General features: G+C 70.3%; 16 protein-coding genes. 10 read left to right on the top strand and 6 right to left on the bottom strand.

Annotation, left to right across the window (positions count from 1 at the left end; translation table 11 throughout):
• The first annotated feature begins 1 nt into the window (after position 1).
• The gene (locus CHC09_RS17170) at positions 2-1,654 is read left to right on the top strand and encodes an MmpA family trehalose lipid delivery protein (RefSeq protein WP_239138259.1); all 1,653 of its coding nucleotides are present in this window, start codon (positions 2-4) and stop codon (positions 1,652-1,654) included.
• A 95-nt stretch (positions 1,655-1,749) separates the two neighbouring features.
• Here CHC09_RS17170 and CHC09_RS17165 read toward each other — a convergent pair whose 3' ends face one another.
• Both CHC09_RS17165 and pgfA read right to left on the bottom strand, forming a co-directional pair.
• Positions 1,750-2,925 (bottom strand): glycosyltransferase family 4 protein, encoded by a 1,176-nt coding sequence (locus CHC09_RS17165; RefSeq protein WP_089294218.1) that lies wholly within the window; start codon positions 2,923-2,925, stop codon positions 1,750-1,752.
• A 25-nt stretch (positions 2,926-2,950) separates the two neighbouring features.
• On the bottom strand, positions 2,951-3,991 hold the full coding sequence (gene pgfA / locus CHC09_RS17160; protein ID WP_089294090.1) for a cell envelope lipid trafficking protein PgfA: 1,041 nt from the start codon (positions 3,989-3,991) through the stop codon (positions 2,951-2,953).
• A 74-nt stretch (positions 3,992-4,065) separates the two neighbouring features.
• Here pgfA and CHC09_RS17155 point away from each other — a divergent pair, with 74 nt between their 5' ends.
• Entirely contained in the window at positions 4,066-5,244 is a 1,179-nt protein-coding gene (locus CHC09_RS17155; protein ID WP_089294089.1) for an acyltransferase family protein, read from the top strand.
• 94 nt (positions 5,245-5,338) lie between these two features.
• Here CHC09_RS17155 and CHC09_RS17150 read toward each other — a convergent pair whose 3' ends face one another.
• Both CHC09_RS17150 and CHC09_RS17145 read right to left on the bottom strand, forming a co-directional pair.
• A complete protein-coding gene (locus CHC09_RS17150) occupies positions 5,339-5,704 on the bottom strand; it encodes a calcium-binding protein (protein ID WP_089294088.1) in 366 nt (121 codons plus the stop codon).
• A complete protein-coding gene (locus CHC09_RS17145) occupies positions 5,655-6,086 on the bottom strand; it encodes a hypothetical protein (RefSeq protein ID WP_089294087.1) in 432 nt (143 codons plus the stop codon). Before CHC09_RS17145 ends, CHC09_RS17150 begins: the two co-directional genes overlap by 50 nt.
• A 421-nt stretch (positions 6,087-6,507) precedes the next feature.
• On the opposite strand from CHC09_RS17145, the gene CHC09_RS17140 reads away from it, so the two are divergent.
• The 4 genes from CHC09_RS17140 to CHC09_RS17125 are packed head-to-tail and all read left to right on the top strand — an operon-like array spanning position 6,508 to position 12,155.
• Positions 6,508-7,782 (top strand): FG-GAP repeat domain-containing protein, encoded by a 1,275-nt coding sequence (locus CHC09_RS17140; RefSeq protein WP_089294086.1) that lies wholly within the window; start codon positions 6,508-6,510, stop codon positions 7,780-7,782.
• A gap of 31 nt (positions 7,783-7,813) precedes the next feature.
• Positions 7,814-9,424: a pyranose oxidase gene (locus tag CHC09_RS17135; RefSeq protein ID WP_089294085.1), complete on the top strand. Its 1,611-nt coding sequence runs from the start codon at positions 7,814-7,816 to the stop codon at positions 9,422-9,424.
• Complete coding sequence (iolE, locus tag CHC09_RS17130) at positions 9,421-10,320, top strand: myo-inosose-2 dehydratase (RefSeq protein WP_089294084.1); 900 nt, start codon at positions 9,421-9,423, stop codon at positions 10,318-10,320. The genes CHC09_RS17135 and iolE overlap by 4 nt, the downstream gene beginning before the upstream one ends.
• Positions 10,320-12,155: a glycoside hydrolase family 15 protein gene (locus CHC09_RS17125; protein ID WP_089294083.1), complete on the top strand. Its 1,836-nt coding sequence runs from the start codon at positions 10,320-10,322 to the stop codon at positions 12,153-12,155. The genes iolE and CHC09_RS17125 overlap by 1 nt, the downstream gene beginning before the upstream one ends.
• Here the strand turns inward: CHC09_RS17125 and CHC09_RS17120 are convergent.
• Entirely contained in the window at positions 12,122-12,832 is a 711-nt protein-coding gene (locus CHC09_RS17120) for a bestrophin-like domain (protein ID WP_179277144.1), read from the bottom strand. The two genes, CHC09_RS17125 and CHC09_RS17120, sit on opposite strands and share 34 nt — an antisense overlap.
• A 172-nt stretch (positions 12,833-13,004) precedes the next feature.
• On the opposite strand from CHC09_RS17120, the gene CHC09_RS17115 reads away from it, so the two are divergent.
• From CHC09_RS17115 to CHC09_RS17100, 4 genes are all read left to right on the top strand, one after another.
• Positions 13,005-13,460: an ester cyclase gene (locus tag CHC09_RS17115; protein WP_143232387.1), complete on the top strand. Its 456-nt coding sequence runs from the start codon at positions 13,005-13,007 to the stop codon at positions 13,458-13,460.
• 115 nt (positions 13,461-13,575) lie between these two features.
• A complete protein-coding gene (locus tag CHC09_RS17110; RefSeq protein ID WP_239138257.1) occupies positions 13,576-14,202 on the top strand; it encodes a LytR C-terminal domain-containing protein in 627 nt (208 codons plus the stop codon).
• A 57-nt stretch (positions 14,203-14,259) separates the two neighbouring features.
• On the top strand, positions 14,260-14,565 hold the full coding sequence (locus tag CHC09_RS17105) for a hypothetical protein (protein WP_143232386.1): 306 nt from the start codon (positions 14,260-14,262) through the stop codon (positions 14,563-14,565).
• 75 nt (positions 14,566-14,640) lie between these two features.
• Entirely contained in the window at positions 14,641-16,266 is a 1,626-nt protein-coding gene (locus tag CHC09_RS17100; RefSeq protein ID WP_089294079.1) for a sensor histidine kinase, read from the top strand.
• Here the strand turns inward: CHC09_RS17100 and CHC09_RS17095 are convergent.
• Entirely contained in the window at positions 16,226-20,317 is a 4,092-nt protein-coding gene (locus CHC09_RS17095) for an alpha-(1->3)-arabinofuranosyltransferase domain-containing protein (protein WP_179277143.1), read from the bottom strand. The genes CHC09_RS17100 and CHC09_RS17095 overlap by 41 nt on opposite strands.
• Positions 20,318-20,342 lie beyond the last annotated feature (25 nt).

Here is a 20,342-nt window from a genome sequence, read left to right as displayed (position 1 = left end):
TGTGCCTCCGCGATGGTCGATCTACGGCTGCGCGGCGCTGGTCGTGACAGCCGTGCTGGCGCCGCTGGCCCGGGCCGGCTACGTGCTGCGCTACGACATGGTCTTCGTGCCCCGGCAGTCGCTGACGTGGGATCTGGTCGCACCGTCCGGCGTACTGCCCCGGGCCGTCCCGCAGGACGCGCTTGTCGGCCTCTCCGCGCTGATCGTGCCCGGCTGGCTGGCGCAGCGGCTGGTGCTGGCCGGTCTGCTCGCCGCGGCGGCGATCGGCGCCGGCCGGCTCGTCCCGGCCCGGCGCGGGCTCACCCGGGTGGTCGCGGCGATCGGGTACGCCTGGACCCCGTTCCTGGCCGAGCGTCTCCTGATCGGGCAGTGGGGCCTGCTGCTGTGTTACGCCGCGCTGCCCTGGCTGGTCCGGGCCGCCCTCGACGCCGGGCGGGGCCGGGCGGGCGCCGGGGCGCGGGTGGTGCTGGCCGCCGCCTGCGCGTCGATCACCCCGACCGGCGGGATCATCGCGCTGGCCACCACGCTCGCGTTCGCCCGCCGGCGTGCCCCGGTCGTGCCGCTCGCGGTCGCCGCGCTGAACGCGCCCTGGCTGCTGGTCGCCGCCGGCTCGGCGACACCGGCCACGTCCAGCCCGGACGCGGTGGCGTCGTTCGCGGCCCGGGCCGAGAACTGGGGTGGTGTCCTGGTCGCGCTGGCCGGCACCGGTGGCATCTGGAACGCCGGGGCGGTGCCCGCCAGCCGCACCGGGCCGCTCGTCCCGCTGATCACTCTCGGACTGCTGGTCGCGGCCGGGTTCGGCTTCGGGCGGTTGCGGCGGCGCTGGCCGGACGGCGCCGCGACCCGGCTGGCCCGGCTCGCCGCCGGGGGTCTGCTGCTGGCGGCGTGGGGTGCGCTGCCGGGCCCTGCCGGGCTGCTGCGCTGGGCGGTCGTCGCGGTGCCGGGTGCCGGGTTGTTCCGGGACGGGCAGAAGTTCCTCATCCCGTACGCGCTGGGGCTGATCTTGTGTCTTGCCTTGGCGGCCGAACGGATCGCCGAGCGGCTGCCGGCGGCCCCGGGCCGGCTGGTGTTGGCCGGTTTCGCGTTGCTGCCGGTGGTCGCCCTGCCCGACCTGGCCTGGGGTGCCGGCGGGAAGCTGCGACCGGTGAGTTACCCGGCGGACTGGGCGAGCGTGGCAGGCGTGGTGCGAGCCGAGCCGGGGCCGGTGGTGTCGCTGCCGATGTCGGCCTACCGGTCCTACTCGTGGAACCCGGGGCCGGTCGTCTACGACCCGGCGTCGCGCTATCTGCCGGCCGAGGTCATCGCCGACGACCGGTTGCGGATAGCGCTGGGTGCGGCGACGCGGACCATCCGGGGCGAGAGCGAGACGGCCGCTGCGGTGCGGGCCCGCGTCGAGGCGGGTGGTCCAGCCGCCGACGAGCGGGTGCGCTGGGTGCTCGTGCAGCGGGACGCCGGCGGCCCGGTGCCGGTGGCGGCGCTGGCCGGGCTCGTCCCGGTCCATCTCGGGCCGGCTCTGGAGCTGTATCGGAATCCGGGGTACCGCGCACCCGCGGGCCGGGTCCCGCTGCTGGGGCTGGCCGGCTACCTGCTGGCCGGCTCGGTCGTCGCCATCGCCGGATGGCGGCGTTTCGGATCGAGGAGAGAGAACCGATGAGGAGGAACCGATGACCACGTTCAAGACCCTGCTGGTCGGTGCGGCGGTAGGCGCGCTGCTCGCCGTCGCGGGTGTCGCGGCCGCGATGGCCGTGCTCAATCCGACCGCCGCCGACGTGGCGACCCGGATGGCCGACCAGGCCTCCGATCCGAACGAGCCGCCGACCTTCTACGGCTCCCGCTGACCCCTTCGTCGACCAGGGCGGCCAGCTGTTCCCCGGCGGCCGCCCAGCTGAAGGTCTCCGCGTACGCCCGGGCCGCCGTGCCCATCCGGCGCCGCGCCGCCTCGTCGGCGAGCAGCCACCCGGCCTTGGCGACGAAGTCGTCCGGATCGTCGGCGAGCAGGCCGGTGCGGCCGTCCCGGATCGCGTCGCACACTCCGCCCGCGGCGCGGAAGGCGATCGCCGGGGTGCCACGCGCGGCCGCCTCCAGGATGGTCAGCCCCCAACCTTCCTTGAGGGACGGGACAAGCACCACCCAGGCGTACGACAGCAGCTCATGTTTGCGCCCCTCGCTGACGTACCCGGCGAAGTCGACGCGGGCCTCGACGCCGAGCCGGGCGGAGTACTCCCGCAGCCGCGGCTCCCACCAGCCCCGGCCGGCCACGACCAGCCGCAGGCCGGGCAGGTGCGGGGTGAGCGCGGCGAGGGCGTCCATGGCGTACTCGACCCGCTTGTGCGGCACCAGCCGTCCGAGAACCACCAGGCACGGGTACCCGGACCGGCCGGCCGCGGGGCCGCCACCGCTGGACAGGCCGTTCTGGATGATCGAGATCCGGGACGCGGCCACGCCGAGCCGGACCAGCTCGTCGCGGGTGGCCGTGGAGACCGTGACGTAGCGGCAGCGCCGGTAGACCCGGGGCGCGACCCAGGACTCCAGCCACCAGCCGAACCGGCCACGCCAGTCACCGAACACCACCGGCCACTGCTCGCGGTGCACATGGTGGACCACGACGACGGTGGGACAGCGGGCGTACAGCGGGGAGAGGAACGGGACGCCGTTGCAGACGTCCACGATCAGGTCGGGCCGGTCACGCGCGCCGGCGGCCAGGTAGGTGAGCGCGGCCCGCAGGTAGACGGTGTGCCGCCCGCCACGGCGCAGCACGGAAACTCCAGTCGGCAGCACCTGCTCGGCCGGCGCCCCCTGGTACGCGGCGCACAGCAGCGTCACCCGGTGGCCGCGGGTCACCAGCTCGGCCGCGATCCGCTCGGTGTAGACCTCGGACCCGCCGCCTTCCGGGTTCCGGGTGTCCCGCCAGTTGAGGAACAGGATGTGGGACACGGCGGCGGGTGACCGCTCAGCCCTGCGGTACGGCGGACGGTTCCGGTTCCGGGGCGGGCGCGACCGGCCGCGGGGCCCGGCGGAGGACCATCAGTCCGGCGACCGCGGCCAGGATCCCGGCGAGCAGCAGGCCGATCGGCAGGTAACGGCCGTAGAGCAGGAGCTGGGAGCGGCCGTCCCTGGCCTGGTCGACGATGGTGTCGGCGGTGGCCTTGTCGTACTGGAAGGTCGCGTCGAGGATCGGGATGGCCGCGCCGGTGTCCGGCGTGAGCTCGCGGTGCTGCTGCTCACGGTAGGCCACGATGGCGCCGGTCATCGGCTCCACCCACAGGGTGCGCGACGCCTGGTAGCTCATCGTCGCGGTCTTCGCCTTCGGGGCGAGGAAGCCGAGCAGCCCGGCCACGGTCTCGTCGTCAGCCGCGAGGTCCTGCCGGGGCACGATCTGCTCGAAACGGTACGTCCGCAGGCCCGCGACCTTCTCGGTGCCGCGGTACGCCATCGGCAGCGACCTGCGCAGGGTGCCGTCGAAGTACTGGTACGTCTTCTTCTCGGTACCGAACGGGAACAGGTAGAGCTGCCCGGTGAACGTGATGCTCCCCGGCTGGCAGATGGTCGTGTCCTGCTTGTCGACCTTGACGTCGTTGTAGCACTGGCCCTTCCAGGCGACCGCCGCGCCGGAGACCCGATCGAGCGCGATGCGGCTCTCGGCCCGGCTGATCGGAACCTGCTGATCGACCCAGTCCGTTGCCTGATACACGTTCCAGATGAGAGTGTTTCCGGCAAGTTTGCCGTCAAGCGCGGCAGCGTCCTTGTAGCCGGGTTTGATGCCGGTGGTGTTGCGTAGCGTGCCCCGCTCGACGGCCACCTTCGGCGTGCCGTCGGAGAGCACGCGGGCGCTGACGAAGGTCGCGTCCGGCGCGTTCACCACGACATCCGGCGGCTTCATGTCGAAGGGCACCCGCTTGAGCGCCGGCACGACGAGCCACGCCAGAGCGGCGGCGGCCACCACGGAGAGCACCCCGAGACCGAAGAGCAGAGCACCGGCAAACCGTCGCATGAGGACACCTCCACTCGGGTAGAACTTGTTACAATCTACTGCCGCGTAACCTCCAGGGAAAGGCCGAGCGAACGATGTCTTTCGACGTTGCGGCACCTCCCCGCCTGCCGGCCCTCGACGCGCTCCGGGCCGTCGGAGCCGCCGCCGTGGTCGGCACCCACGTCGGGATCGCCACCGGCTGGGGCAATTCGCAGTGGGGCGGCCTGGTCGCGCGGCTCGACATCGGCGTCGCCGTCTTCTTCGTCCTCTCCGGATTCCTGCTGTTCCGGCCGTTCGCGTGGGCACACGCGCACGGCGCTCGACGGCCGCGCGCCGGCCGCTACCTGTGGCGGCGCGCGCTGCGGATCCTTCCGGCGTACTGGCTGACCGTGGCGGTGTGCCTGCTCGTGATCCCCGGCAACGCCGGGGCATCCTGGGGCGAGTGGCTGCGGTACGCCACGCTCACCCAGTTCTACGAGCGCGGGCACTACCACGACGCGCTCGGGCACACCTGGAGCCTGACCGTGGAGGTCGCCTTCTACCTGCTGTTACCGCTGCTGGCGGTGCTCGCCCTGGGTTCGTCCTGGCGGCCGCGGCGCACGGTGGTGATCCTGTGCGTCGGCGGGGTGGCCGTCAGCGGGGGCTGGCTGGCGGCGATGAGCACCGGGCGGATGGACATGGGGCTGCACATCATGTGGCTGCCCGGGCTGGCGGTCTGGTTCGCGGCCGGGATGGCGATGGCGACCCTCGAGATCGTGGTGGCGACCGGTGGACGGTCGATCCTGACCGAGGCGGCCACGGCGCCACTGACCTGGTGGGCGCTGGCGGCCGGGCTGTTCGTGGTGGCGGGGACGCCGCTGACCGGGCCGCGGGATCTCTCCGATCCGACCGCGGCCCAGTTCGGGACGAAGCTGGTGCTGTTCCTGGCAATCTCCGTTGCGGTCGTGCTGCCGGTCGCGTTCGCCGGGCCCGGTCCGGTCCGATCGGCCCTGTCCGGTCCGATCGCCGGGTGGCTGGGCACGGTCTCGTACGGGCTGTTCCTCTGGCATCCGCTCGTGCTGATCCTGCTGCATCCGGTCCTGACGCATGAGACCCTGGCCAGCACGCTGCGCGTCTATGCGCTGGTTGTGGGCGGCGCGCTGATCCTGGCCTCGCTGAGCTGGTACGGCATGGAGCAGCCGCTGCAGCAGCTCGGCCGCCGCCGATTCACCCGCACGCGTCCGGCGCCGGCAAAAGAAGGCAGCTCGAAGCGACGGCCGGTTCCAGTGCCGTGACCACAGACGCTCGATTCTCTTCGGGACAGATCCTTCATGGACGTACGGCGAAGGATCTGTTCCGAAGATCGAACCGGTTGAGGCCCGCCGGTCCCTACCGGGTGATGCTGTCCTTACCGGGGCCGCCGACCAGCTTGTCGCGGCCGGAACCGCCGATCAGCCTGTCGTTGCCGGCGTTGCCGTAGAGGGCGTCGTTGCCGTAGCCCCCGTACAGGAAGTCGTTGCCCGTACCGCCGTAGATGATGTCGCCGCTGTCGGCGTCTTCGCCGTCGAGGTCGCCGCCGATCAGGGTGTCGTTGCCGGCCTCGCCGTAGATCCGGTCCTTGCCCCGGCCACCCGTCACGAAGTCGTTGCCCCGGCCACCACGGAGGGTGTCATTGCCGCCCCCGCCCTGGACGTCGTCGATGCCGTCACCACCGGTGAGGGTGTCGTTTTCCCCGTCCGCCGAAGACGGTGTCATTGCCGACACCACCGTTGGCGGTCAGGGGAACCGCCGTCTCGTTGTAAACTTGGTCGTTCTTATCACCGAGCGTGACGCTGAGTCCCGTCGGCTTCCTCGTGGTGGTGCACTTGACCTTGGTCTTGTCGCCCTTGACCGCCTTGCAGCCCTTGCCGGCCTTGATGGCGACCTTGTCGTCCAGCGTGATCGTCCGGCCGGAGATGGTGATGGTCAGCGAGTTGACCTGACCGGCGGCCGCGGTGAACCGAACGACGGTGCCGCTCTTCCCCACGACCTCGGCCTTGGCGGCCGAGGCGGCCTGCGCCGGGGAGGCGAAGAAGGTGGTCGTGGCGGCGGCCGCGATACCGATCGCGGCCAGCTTCTCGCGGTTGAGCATGAGCATGTGATCCCCCGTGTTGAGCTGCTGATATGCAGATCCTATGTGGACCTCGACACGGGGCATCTCCCCCTTTTGTGCCACCCCGAAGACCCCGGATCTCCGCGGCGAAAGGCACAGCGCGTCCGGGACGGGACACCGCACACGGCACCTGGCTCACCTCACCGGCCCCGAGAGACCCGCGGGAGTTGACCGCCCGGGACATTCGGTAGTCCGGCGCAGACGACCACTCCGGCCACGCGCACCAGAGCAGTCCCGGCAACCACGCCCTTCCCGAATCTCACCGATCCCGCATACGGAAAGTAGTCGGCTCGTTACGCTTTTCGGGTTGACGTTGATGGCCCGTGCTGAAGCACTGATGCGCTCGACCGCGGCGACGGACCGGCGGTAGCGGACAAAATCCAGCAATTCTCAGGAGCATCACCTCGTGAGCAAAGCTAGCGAACCCCGCTTCGTCACCACGGTGATCGATGCCGATCCCCGTGACGGGTACTGGGTCCAAGCGGTCGATGTGGATGGTGATGGTCGGCTTGATCTGGTCGCCTCCGGCCTGACCAACGGTGAGGTCGTCTGGTACCAGAACCCCGGCTGGCAGAAGCGGACCATCGCGACACTGCCGAAACCGGTCGCACTGGAAGCCGCCGATCTCACCGGTGACGGCCGCCCGGACCTGGTGGTCTGTCACGATTACGGGAACTGCATGTTCAATTGCGGCCCGAACGACGGCAAGATCTCCTGGCTGCGGAACCCGACCGCCGATGGCCTCGACGGGCAGTGGAGCCGGCACTTCATCGCCGACCTGCTCGCCGCCCACCGGATCCGGATCGGACGGTTCACCACCGACGAGCACCTCCAGTTGGCCGCGCTGCCCGTGGTCGGCCCGCAAGGCGGGCCCGCGGGCGTGTCGGCGCCGGTGCGGGTCATGGTCTACGACCGGCCGGACGACCTGCACGGCGACACGTCGTGGACGGGCAAGGAGGTCGACTCCGCGTCCCTGCGGACCATTCACGGCGTGATCGTGGGCCGCTTCCCGGTCGAGTCGGCGGACGGCCGCGACTCGATGCTGCTGGCCTCGGCGGAGGGCATCTCCTGGCTGGCCTGCGACGACGCCGGGATCTGGCGCCAGCACCGGATCGGTGCCGGCGTGCCTCCGCGACGCTCGCGGGAGTTCCCGGACCACGAATTCGGCGGTAGCGGCAACCTCGCCGTCGGCACCATCGCCGGCCGTCCGTACGCCGTGATCATCGCGGCGGAGCCCTTCCACGGCGACACCCTCGCGGCCTACCTGCGCCCGCCCGGCGAGTTGACCCTCACCACCGAGTGGCAGCGCCGCGAGCTCGAGGTGTTCCCGTCGCCCGACGGCAAGCATGACGCGGTCGCGCATCACGTGGTCGCCGCCGACTTCGACGGCGACGGCGACGACGAGTTCCTCGTGGCCCTGCGCGGACCGGCTCCCGCACAGGGCGTGCTCTATCTCAAGCTCGACGCCTCCGGCGAGGTGCTGGTCCGCGACCTGGTGACCGACGGCTCCGCCGCGCGGATCGCCGTGGCGGACTTCACCGGCGACGGGCGGCTGGACTTCGTCACCACCTCGTACGACACGGTCGGTTACTACGAGGTCGAGGAGCCGCGCATCGAGCTGCATCGCAACGTGTTCGGCGCGCCGAGCGCCACGCCCGCTCCGCCCGGAGGCGACGGGTGAACGGGTTCCACGTCGAGAAAGGACCGTCACGGTGAGCTTCGAAACCGCACGAACCGACGTGTTCATCGTCGGCTCCGGCCCGGTCGGCTGTACGTTCGCCCGCGAGCTGATCGGCGCGGGCCGGCGGGTGCTCATGGTCGACGCGGGTGCCGCTCTCTCCCAGCGTCCCGGCGAGCACCTGAAGAACGCGTACCTCTATCAGCGCAACCTCGACCTCTTCTCCGGTGTCATCCGCGGCCACCTGAACCTGCTGTCCGTTCCACCGGAGCAGCGACCCGAGGTCACGCTGGACCCGGCGGCGTTTCAGATCGATCGGAAGCGCTACCGCGGCTTCGTGCTGAACAACCAGAACCCCGACCAGGATCCGGCGGTCAACCTCGGCGCGGCCGCGGTCAGCTACGGCGTCGGCGGAATGGCGACACACTGGACCTGCGCCACTCCACGGCATCACCCGCAGATCGAACGGTCCCCGCTCCTGCCGGACGACGAGTGGGAGCGGCTGTACGACGCCGCCGAGCGGTTGCTGAACACGCACGTCGGCGCGTTCGAGGAGTCGATCCGGCACCAGCTTGTTCGCGAGGTGCTCCAGGGCGCCTACCCCGACCTGCCCAAACCGTACGAGGTGCAGAGCCTGCCGCTGGCCGTCGAACGTCGCCAGGACAACCCCACGCTGGTGCGCTGGAGCGGCGCCGACACCGTCCTGGGCGAGCTGGCGGACCAGGTCGCCGGTGGTGCCGACGGCGCCCTCGACCTGCGCCCGGAGCACCTGTGCAAGCGACTGGTACCGACGGCGGACGGCAGCCGCATCGCGTACGCGGAGGTGTTGGATCTCCGGCAGTCCCGCACGCTGCGGATCGAGGCCGAGCACTTCGTGGTCGCCGCCAACGCCTATCTGACACCGCAGCTGCTGTACGCCTCCGGGATCCGTCCGCCGGCGCTCGGCCGCTACATGACCGAGCAGCCGATCGCCTTCTGCCAGATCGTGCTGCGCCAGGAGCTGGTCGACGGGATCGTCGACGATCCCCGGTTCGCCGAGCGGGTCCGCACGCACCGCGGGAGTGAGCTGCACGATCCGGTTCCCATCCCGGCCGACGACCCGGAGCCCAACGTGTGGATCCCGGTGTCACCGGACCGTCCATGGCACTGCCAGATCCACCGCGACGCGTTCCACTACGGTGACCTCGCCCCCAACGTCGACACCCGGCTGATCGTGGACCTGCGCTGGTTCGGCATCGTGGAGCCGAATCCCGACAACCGCATCGCGTTCTCGGACCGGCACACCGACACCCACGACATGCCGCAGCCGACGTTCACCTTCACATTGTCGCCGCAGGACCGGGACCGCCAGCACGCGATGATGGGCGACATGCTGCGCGCGGCCACCGCGCTGGGCGGCTTCCTGCCGGGCTCGGAGCCGTGTTTCGTCGAGCCCGGCCTGGGCCTGCACGTCTGCGGCACCACCCGGATGGGCGACGACCCCGAGACCAGCGTCGTGGACATCGACTCGCGGGTCTGGGACATCGACAACCTCTACCTGGGAGGCAACAACCTCATTCCACGCGGCACCGCGAGCAATCCCACCCTGACCAGCGTGGCACTCGCGATCCGGGCTGCCCGGCGCTTGATCGGACGGGAAAAGTGAGCTTCCCCGCCGGTGCGGTGTCGGTCGGCATCACGCCTACTTGTTGGACCAACGACGACTTCCCCGGCATCGGCGAGGACATCAGCTTCGAACAGTGCATCAGCGAGATGGCCCTGGCCGGATATGAAGGGTGCAGCGTCGGACACAAGTTCCCGAAGGACCCGACCGAGCTGCGTGACGCCCTGGCGCTGCGCGGGCTGCGGGTCACCGAGCCCTGGTCCAGCACCTACTTCACCGTCGAGGGCATGCACGAGCGCACCGTGGCCGCGTTTCGGGACCAGATGTCCTTCATCCAGGCGGCCGGTGGCGACCGGATCGTCGTGGCGGAGCTGGGGCACGCCGTACACCAGCAGCCCGTGGCGCTGCTGGCCAACCGGCCGATCTTCGACGACGCTCGGTGGAACCGGATGGTGGCCGGCCTGCACGAGCTCGGCAAGCTGGCGGCCGACGCGGGCATGATGCTCTGCTACCACCACCACATGGGCACCGGCGTGCAGACCCGCCAGGACGTGGACCGGCTGCTGGCCGACACGGACCCCGGCCTGGTTCATCTGCTCCTGGACACCGGACACCTCACCTGGGCCGGTGACGATCCCCTGGCGCTTGCCCGCGCGTACGCCGGCCGGATCGCGCACGTGCACCTCAAGGACCTGCGCGCCGAGGTGCTCGCCGAGTGGCGGCGCACCGACTCCAGCTTCCACGACGCTGTCCTGGCCGGCATCTTCACCGTCCCGGGAGACGGCATGATCGATTTTAAATCGGTGCTGGGAGCACTGGCCGACGGCGGTTATCGCGGCTGGCTCGTCGTGGAGGCCGAGCAGGATCCCCGGCGGGCGCACCCGCTCGCCTCCGCGAAGCGAGCCCGTGAATACCTGCGCGCCACCGCGAGGATCTGATGGTCTTTCACCGCATCGAGGACTACGGGATCATCGGCGACCTGCACACCGTCGGCCTGGTATCGATCGACGGCTCGCTGGACTACCTGTGCCTGCCCGACTTCGACTCTCCGACGGTCTTCGCCAAATTGCTCGACGACGCCAACGGCGGTAACTTCCAGATCGGTCCCGCGGCGTCCGGAGCCCGCCTGCGGCAGCTCTACCTGCCCGACACCAACGTCCTGCTGACCAGGTTCCTGTCCACTGACGGCGTCGGCGAGGTCACCGACTTCATGCCGGTGGGCACGATGCGCCACGCGCACGCGGTCGTTCGCCGGGTCAAGGGGGTCAGGGGACGATTCCGGTTCCGGCTGAATTGCGCTCCGCGCTTCGACTACGGCCGGCGGCACCATTCGACGACGCAGAATCCCGGCGAGATCCTGTTCCACACCGACGGCGCCGACGGGCTGACCCTACGCCTGCACACGCCCGTCGCGGCACGGATCGTCGACGGCGACGTCGACACCGAATTCGAGCTGGGCCCGGACGAGACGCTGGATTTCGTGCTGGAGGCGATCTCGCCCGACGCGGAAACCCCGGCGGCCGGCCCGCGATGGGCCGAGCGGGCCTACACCCACGCGGTCGCGTACTGGCGGGACTGGGCCGCACAGGCCACGTACCAGGGCCGATGGCGTTCCGAGGTGATCCGGTCGGCGTTGGCGTTGAAGCTGCTGACCTCGCAGCGCCACGGCGCGATCGCCGCGGCCGCCACCTTCGGGCTGCCCGAACTGGTCGGCGGCGAGCGCAACTGGGACTACCGCTACACCTGGATACGCGACGGGTCGCTGACCGCGGCCGCCCTCGTCGACCTGGGATTCACCGACGAACCCCGAGCGTTCCTCCACTGGATCGGGCAGCGCTACGACGAGAGCACCGAACCGGGACGACTACAGATCATGTACGGCATCGACGGCCGGCCCGACCTGACCGAGACGACACTGCCGCACCTGGACGGCTACGCCTCCTCCCGGCCGGTGCGGATCGGCAACGGGGCGCACCGGCAGGTCCAGCTGGACATCTACGGTGAGCTGCTGCACCTGGTCGAGCGCTTCGACGACCGGGTGGAGCCCGTGACGTACGAGCTGTGGTGCCACCTGCGAGCCTCGGTGGACTGGGTGGTTGCCAACTGGCGTCGCGCCGACGAGGGCATCTGGGAGGTCCGCGGCGGGCCGCAGGAGTTCCTGTACGCACGCCTGATGTGCTGGGTCGCGCTGGACCGCGCGCTGCGCATCGCCCAACGGCGGTCCCTGCCCGCACCGATCCAGCGGTGGTGGGAGGCCCGGGACGACATCCACCGGGAGATCCACGAACAGTTCTGGGATCCAGGCCGGAGGGCCTTCGTACAGCACCGGGGAGCCTGCACCGTCGACGCGGCCAGCCTGCTGATGCCCCTGGCGGGTTTCCTGTCCCCGGTGGAACCGCGCTGGCTGGACACTTTGAAGGCGATCGACCGCGAACTCGTGGAGGACTCGCTGGTCTACCGTTACCGCACCGCCCAGGGCGCCGACGACGGTCTGTCCGGCACCGAGGGCACCTTCTGCATGTGCTCGTTCTGGTTCATTCACTGTCTGACGCTGGCCGGCGACCTCGACCGGGCCCAGTTCTACTTCGAGAAGATGCACAGCTACGCCAACCATCTGGGGCTGTACGCGGAGGAGATGGACGGCACCGGCCGCTATCTGGGCAACTTCCCGCAGGCCTTCACCCACCTGGGGCTGATCGGGGCGGCCAGATCCCTCGACGCCGCGCTGACCGCCCGCAATCAGCGCGTCAGATCCCGTACGACGCTCTTGTAAGCGTCCGGCGACACCTGCAACGTTCCGGAGAGCGGATGGTTGAGCAGCACCACCAGCAGCAGGTTGCAGGAGACCGTCATCGCCACGCCGGTGATCATCGTGTAGTGCAGCCAGCGGCTCTCCAGGCCGAACAGCATGCAGAACAGCAGGATCACTCCGCTGGCGAACACCACGAGGACCCAGAGCGGCCGCTCCAGATGGGAGGTGCCGGCCCGGTACAACCGCTCCTCGCGGTCAGCGACGGCGAACGTGAGCTGCTTGCTCGCCTGGTCGACGTAAGCCCGCTGGGCCGGTGTCGTCGGGCGCACCTGGTCGAGCAGCGCGAAGAGCGGGTCGAGCGTCTGCTCCTCGCGTATCCGGCCCAGTTCCTCGGCATCGCCCTGCTGGGGCCACCCCTTGATCACCGCCTGGTTGTACCTGACCACGGCCTGCTCCATCTGCGCCTGCCAGATCGGCCCGAGGATGACGCCGCCCTGGGCGATGGAGGACAAGGCGAACGCCTCTTGCTGCGCGTGTTCGCGCGCATCGGTGAAGTTGTTCCATTGTTCGGCGATGATGAACCCGACCGTGACGGCGTAGATGACGCCGATCACCGCCACCAGAAAACCGGCGACATCGTTGTGCCGCTTCTCCCGCAGTTTTGGGAACATCCAGCGAATGAGCGCCTGCCCGCCCACGGCGAAAGCGACTGTCATGCCGACGACAAGAAGCATGACGGCCCACAGCGGCAGATCAGCGTCGGAATTTTCCACGATGCCTCAGCTTTCCCAGGATGAACATGTTTAACTGCTCCTTGACCGGGCCCAATAGGCGAAATCGGGACGGCGGAGCAGTGGGAAGGAAGACCGGGTGGGCATCGAGGACAACAAGGCAATTGTAAAGCGAGCATACCTGGAAGGTTTGAACCGACGCGACATGAGCATCATTCGGGAGTGTTTCGCACCGAATTATGTGAACTACTTTCCAGCCGGCGAGGGTGAGGTCCACGGCATCGACGACTTCACCACGGTGCTGAAGCAATTCCTGGACGCCTTCACCGACCTGACCTTCACCGTCGAGGACCTATTCGCGGAAGGCGACAAGGTCGTGCTCCGATGGTCCGCGCGCGGCATCCACACCGGCGACTATCGCGGCATCCCGCCCACGACCGTGGTCCCCGCGACCGGGCGAGAGATCTCCTTCAGCGCCACGGACATCTACCACGTGTCCAACGGTCAGATCATCGAGGAGTGGAACACCATGGACGGCTGGGACATCCTGCACCAGATGGGGATTGTGCGGTCGAACGCCCACGCCGCGTCGTAGCGAGGAACGTCGACCCAGCCTCGATGACGGTCCCGGCGCGCGGTGACGGGCCGCACGAGCAGGAGACCTGGACGTACACCAGGCCGCCCAAAGCCGCAACGCAGCAGCAATTTGTGTGGTGTTCGTCGAAATTTTGAAACGGAGGGCACAAGACTCCAGCGGCCGGCGTCAAGTGGTCATGAGCTTCACACGTGTGCGAGCGTTGTGCACCCTTGGCCTGGTTCTTGTAGCCGCAGTCGTTGTCGTGGTGGTGGCGCTGGTCCGTGACAGCCAGGCAGATGCCGCGACCGGGAACGGCTGCCCGCAGGGCACGACGATGGTCAACCTTGACCTTCCCGCCCAGGCGAGCGAGGTGAAGCTTCGAGTATTCAACGGCACGAGGACGCCTGGGCTGGCCGATCGGGTCAGCAAGGACTTCAAGGACCGCGGCTTCCAGGTGCAGCCACCCGGAAAGGGCAAGTACAAATCAGCCGCGACCGCGATCGTCCGTTTCGGGCCGAAGACGGTCGGAGCCGCCCAATGGATCCGAGCGCACTTCCTGGGCGAAGCGGAGCCGCAGTTCGCCGCGACGCAAACCACCGACGTCATCGACATCATCGTCGGCGACCAGTACCGACAGCTCGCCACACGCACCGAGGTCAATCAGTCGATGGCTCAACTCGGCAGCCCCGACCTGCCGCCCGGCACCTGCGCGGCCCCTACCGAGACCATCAGCACATCGGTCTCCGGCTCCGGCCGCTGAGACATCGCACGTAAATCTCCTTGACGCCGCGCCAAGCTTCAGCAACGGCTGGAGGTCTTGAAGCTGCCGGTCGTACCGCTGCAACATCAAGGATTTCTGGCGCCGTCAGACCGTGCGGAGATGGAGCGCGCATTCCTGACGGGCACGGGCCCGGAGTACGACGTTGTGACGCTGCTGCGTATCGACACGGACGGCGTGCGTCGTATGGGTGGGCAGTGCAGCATCGTGCTACCCGATGGCATGGAAGCACAACACCTCCGTTACGCGTGCCGTGGTGGTGACCGGCACACATTCATCCGAGGACGGTGGCTCCGCACCAGCATGGATGCCCTGAGCACGGTGGCCGGTCACATTGACGCATGAAGACGGCGCCTCGTCGGGCCACCCTGAAGGTAGGCTTTCACCCTATTTGCAAGACAGCTTGGTATTCTGCACGATATGCGGCTTGCGCGGTTTCTCGCCCGATGGCGTTACGCCGCGCTGCCGCTGGTCGTGTGGCTGGTTCTGACCATCGCAGCAGTGGGTGCCGTCGCCGCACTGGAACGCGCCAGTCGCAAGGGGCTGGTGCTGCTGTTTAACCATCGAGTTGAGGTCACGGCGAACTTCGTCACCGGCTTCGTCGATGATCTGATCGAACGACAGCGCCAGCAGGCAGTGACATACCTCAGTGGCCCTTCCATCACAGAACGTGACTTCAGTCGGGCGGTCGAGGGGTTGCGCCTTTCGACGGCAGTCCTGCTTGACGCCCAGGGACGGGTGCTGCGTGTGGCCCCCGCCGGCGCATTGCCAGTCGGGCAGGATCTGACCGGACGGTACCCACATCTGGCTGTCGCGGTACGCCAAGGCCAACCATCCGTTTCCTCAGCGATCATCTGGCCTACGCAACATCCGCCGGTGGTGAACAGCGCAGTGCCCTTCGACACCGCGACCGGTCGACGGGTCTTCGCCGGATCAGTCGAGATCACCAACGGTCCGCTGTCGCCGTTCCTGTCCACCGCAGTTCCCCGCTCGGAGGCGCACCTCGACCTGTTTGGCGCCTCCGGCACGCTCATCGCCAACAATCAGAACAACGCCGGCACGCTTGAGCCGACCCGCCTCGACGCAGAGCTGGCCGCAGCACAGCGAGGGCATCAACAAGGCCGGTTACGGCAGGACGGCCAATGGTGGCGATATATCACGGTGCCCGTCGCCGGCACCCCGTGGCGGCTCACCGGGACCGCCACCGAAGAGTATCTGTTCGCGCCGGTGGCCAACACCGAACTCGGTAACCGAATAGCCGTCGCCGTCGCCTCCGCCACCGGTTTGCTAGTGGTCGCCGCGGTTGCCCACACGCGACGCAGCCGCCGGGACCTGCACCGGGCGAACACGCAGTTGGGCGACTTCATCACCATGCTCAGCCATGATGTGCGTCAGCCGCTGAGCTCTATCGTCTCCTACGGCCACGTTCTGCTCGACGAATGGCCTGATCTGGACGACGAGGAGAAACACCGATACATCCGGCGCATCACCACCGGAGGGCACCGCGCCGACCGCATCGTCGAGGAGATCCTCACCCTGTCCCGACTCGACGCGGGCGCCATCACCGCGCATCCGGTGCCGCTGAACATCAACCGAGCCGTCCGGCAAGCGGTCGAGGGCCTCGGCCTCGATCCCGGCTACGGGATCACCATCACCGCGAACGACGAGACCATCGCCTACGCCGACCCCGCCTTCCTTCAACTGATCCTCGGCAACCTGATCGGCAACGCCGTCAAATACGGCAGTCCCCCGATCGACATCACCGTCGCCCCCGCGGACGATAGCCTGAACTTCCACGTCAGCGACCACGGCGAGGGCGTCCCACCGCAGTTCGTCGATCGCCTGTTCGAGCGCTTCGCCCGCGCCGACACCGGCGTGGCCACCACCAAACCCGGCACCGGACTCGGCCTGTACCTCGCCCACCGGCTCGCCACCGCCAGCAACCTGCAAATCGGCTACCAGCCACACCAGCCCCAAGGGGCGACCTTCACCCTCACCCTGCCGGTCACCGACCCGGCGGCCGAACCGCGGCGCACCGCGCGCTGAACGGCAACGTCCCGAGCCACAGTGCGACAAAGGCGGCCAGACCCGCGGCTTGAGGCCCGAGCGCCGTGTGCGGCGCGCCCGATCGCAGTGACAGCAGGCAGGCGATCGCGAAGAGGACGACCGGCGCCCACCGCAACAGCCGCAGCGAACGGCGCCGGTCGACCATCCGCAGCGCGAGGAGCGCCACCGTGCCGAATGCCGCGCACGCCACTACGGCATAACCGCCGGCCACGAGCAGGAAGAGACCACCCAGCAACACCAGAGGACCGCCGAGCCGACGTCGGCGGGGCGCGACGAGGACCGGTGCGGTCGTCACGGGCCGAGTCGGCAGGACCGCGGCGAGCACGACCGCGGCCACGAGGACCGCTCCCCCGGCCAGCCCGGCCCGATAGACCTGGTCGGGGCCGAACTCGATGGTCGCCGCGCCGGACAGCCCGGCCGGGACGATCCAGCCCTGCTGCCAGCCGTCGACCGTGACCGGGCGCAGCGGCTGCTCGCCGACCCGGGCCTGCCACCCGGCGTTGGCGTTCTCCCGCACCACCAGGATCCGCGAGGCCGGCCACGACGCGAGCGTGACCTGCCGCCGGGCGGCATCCCAGCGGTCGACGGAGAGGGCACTGTCGACCGGCACCCCGGTCGACGCGCCTCCGGCGGGGAGCAGGGCCATCCTGGTCGGCTCGACCGCCGCGCTCCCGGTGGCCACCACCCGCACCGCATCTCCCGGCCGAACCTGCTCGGTTTCACACAGCCGCATCGGCAGCTCACGCCGGGCGAGCAGATCCGCGACGGTAGCGGTGAACGCCGTCGTGATCCTGCGACCACCGATCTCCAGGGCCGGGCCACTGCCGCAGGGCAGGCGGACCACGCTGGCCGCTCCCCCGCCGAGCACTGCCGGCCCCCGATCCGAGGAGACGCTCACCTCGCCGACCCCGATCGGCAGGTTGTCGAACCGACCGGCGTACGAGTCGAAGTTGACCGCGACGGGACCGCCGGTGAACAGCACGGTGAGATCGTCGGTACGCACCGGCGGGTCCAGGGCGAGCCACCCGTCCGCGCCCAGGATGCCGGCCCGCGACCCGGCGTCGGTCAGCACGTTCACCGCCCATGGGCGGGCCGCCGCGGCCCGCTCCCCGAGCGTGACGCGCACGCCGGTGACGGTGCGCGGGGACGACCAGTCGAGCCGCAGCCACGGCGTCCGGTCCTCTTCGCTGGCGTACCAGACGGTGTCGTCGCTGCCGTCGACGACCGCACCGGCCCGGGCCGCGGGGTCGGCGACGCCGGTCGACGAGGCGGTGACGTGCGGGGTGTCCGGCCCGGCGATCGCCCTGTCGAGCAGGTCGTCGACGGCCGGTCCGGCGCGCGGGCGAGCCCAGAGACGGGCCGTGTACGTGCCGGGCAGCGACCACGGCACGGTCCGGTCGAGGATCGAGCCGTCCTCCGAGCCACGGGCGGCGGTCGCGGCGCAGTAGGGCAGCGGGCCGAGGTAGAAGCAGGACGGCAGGGCCGGGGCCGCGGCGAGCATCACGGCCGGCGCCGGCGCGCCGGGGTCGGTGCCGGCCGGCAGCACGAGGGTGCGTCGCGCCGAGACGCCGGGGATGGTGAGCTCGGCGATGCCGACGCCGCCCTGGCCCAGCCGTACGCTCCAGACCGCCACGATCTCGACGGTGACGTCGCGGACCGCGTACCAGCCGTCGAGCGGCACGGTCACGGTCGTACCGGTCACCGGGATCTCGTGCCGTTCGTCGCCGGCCCAGACGGCGATCCGGGTGGGGATGGCGTCGGCACCGTGGTCGAAGGTGATCCGTACCTGGTCGATCCGGCGGGCGTGGTCGAGGGTGACGGTGAGCCATTGGCCGATGGCCGCGGTGCCGGGTGCCGACCGCCACGAGGTCGCCGGGTCGCCGTCGATCGCCGCGTACGGCAGGTACGCCGGCCGGTTGCTGGTGAGCGGTAACGCCTGGCTGTACGCGCTGGACGCGGTGACGTCCCGTACGCCGAGGTAGCGGGCGACGGTCTGCCCCCGGGCGTCGTCCACGGCGGTGTAGTCGTGTGCGGGCTGCTCGAGGCGCCACGGTTCGGTGGCGGTCAGGGTGGCCGAAACGTTGTCCCGGGCCTGACCGAAGATGATCTCCCGGCGACGGTGACCGTCGGTGACCACCGTCCCACCGGTGATCAGCCCGGCCGGCTGGTCGGCGGCGAGCACCGTCGGCGCCCGGCTCAACTGCCCGGCGGCGGCGAGTTCCAGCAGCGATTCCGGCCCGCCGACGACGGTCCGGGTGTCGGCCAGGTCGTAGGCGGAGACGGGTGGAGCCGTGCCCGCCACCTCGTACACCTCGAGGGCCGGCACCGGCAGGTCCAGGCCGTGGTCCACGTAGTACTGCGGTGGATGCCCGCCGACGACCGGGCCGAAGGTGGCGACCGAGCGCAGGCCGGGTGAGCCGGCCAGCGCGGCCCGCACGGTGAGCTGCCGCAGCGCGTCGGTGCGCCCGGTGTCCAGGTCGGCACGGATCAGCAGGTAGCGCACGCCGGAGCGGCCGAGCAGCTCGGCCAGGCCGGGCGAGCCCTGACCGGCGGCGAGGACGGATTCGACGGTGTCGAGCAACCGGACGGTGGCCGGTGGCACGAGCGGGTTGGAGTTGCGCACTGCCCAGCCCGAGCTCAGCAGCGGCTGGACCATCTCGTCGCCGGGTGCGCCCCACAGATAGCTCGGGAAGCGGGCACCGGGCACGACCAGTGTTCTGCTCCGGCCGGCGTGCGTGTCGAGCCAGGCTGCCGCCGTACGCCAATAGCTTGGAACCTCGGTGAATGTGCCCTGCCCCGGCAGACCGCCGGAGAGCGCCGGAACGGCGGCGACGGCGGCGGTGACAGCGACGGCGGCGCCGACGAGGCCGGCGCGCCAGGCCGCGAGCCGGGCCGTCAGGCCGGCGAGGTGGATGAATCCGAGAGCGAGCGGCAGCCGCAGCAGTACGTCGAACTTGTGCAGGTTGCGCAGCGGGGCGCCGCCCGCGTCGAGCCAGGCGTGCAGGATGGTGGCCCCGGCGCCGGGCGCCGCGGAGAGGTGGCCGAGGCCGACGGCGGCGATCCCGGCGAGCGCCGCGGTGACGAGGAACCTCCGGTGCGGCAGCCCGCGCCGGGCGAGGCCGGCCAGGCCGAGTCCGACCACCACCATGGTGGCGAGGACCAGCGGCAGCTCGACGACGAGACGGTTACCGGCCGGCCAGCCGGGTCCGTAGGGGTTGCTCAGGTAGGCCAGCCAGTGCGAGGTGCCGCGGGTGGTGCTGACGATGTCGGTGGTGCTGGTGGTGGTCGCGGCCGTCTCGATGTAGTCGAGGAACGGTGGGCTGTACCGGCCGAGCAGCAGCAGCGGCACCACCCACCAGGCGGTGGCGCAGGCGACCGCGACGCCCCAGGCGGCCGCCACGGTGAGTCGCCAGCGCAGCGGGCGCAGGGTGAGCAGCCAGAGCAGCGGCAGCGGCAGGACCGCGAGCACGGCGGTGGCGTTGACCCCGCCGGCGGTGGCCACGGCGAGGCCGGAGAGGGCGGTCGCCCGGCGCAGGGTGCCCGGGGTGACGCCGACCAGCGGGATCAACACCCAGGGTGCCACGGCGGTGGGCCACGCCTCGACCGAGACCGGCCCCAGCTCACTGAGGATGCGCGGGGAGAGGGCGAAGATCAGGCCGCCGGCGAGCCGGGTGGCCGGCGAGCCGATGCCGAGCCGTCCGGCGAGCAGCACCACCCCGGTGAAGGCGAGGCAGAGCAGCATCGCCCACCAGAGTCGCTGTACGGCCCAGGCGGGCACGTCGAGCAGCCTGCCGAGGCCGAAGAACGGACCCATCGGCCACAGGTAGCCGTACGCCTGGTTCTGCATCTGTCCGAAATTGCCGGCCGGGTCCCAGGCGTGCAGGGCGCGGGCGAGCCACGCGCCGGGCGCGACGACCAGGTCCACCTTGGTGTCCGGCACGATCCGGCCGGGCTGCTGCCAGAACGCCAGCCCGGTGAGCAGCGCGCAGCAGGCCGTCACCCGCAGCCGCCACACCACCGTGCCGGTCATGCCGCCAACTCCACTGCGCTCCGGC

The sequence above is a fragment of the Actinoplanes regularis genome (genome assembly GCF_900188005.1).
Classification (GTDB): Bacteria; Actinomycetota; Actinomycetes; order Mycobacteriales; family Micromonosporaceae; genus Actinoplanes; species Actinoplanes regularis.
Note: the sequence above shows the minus strand (reverse complement) of the source record. Positions and strands in the feature narration are given on the sequence as shown.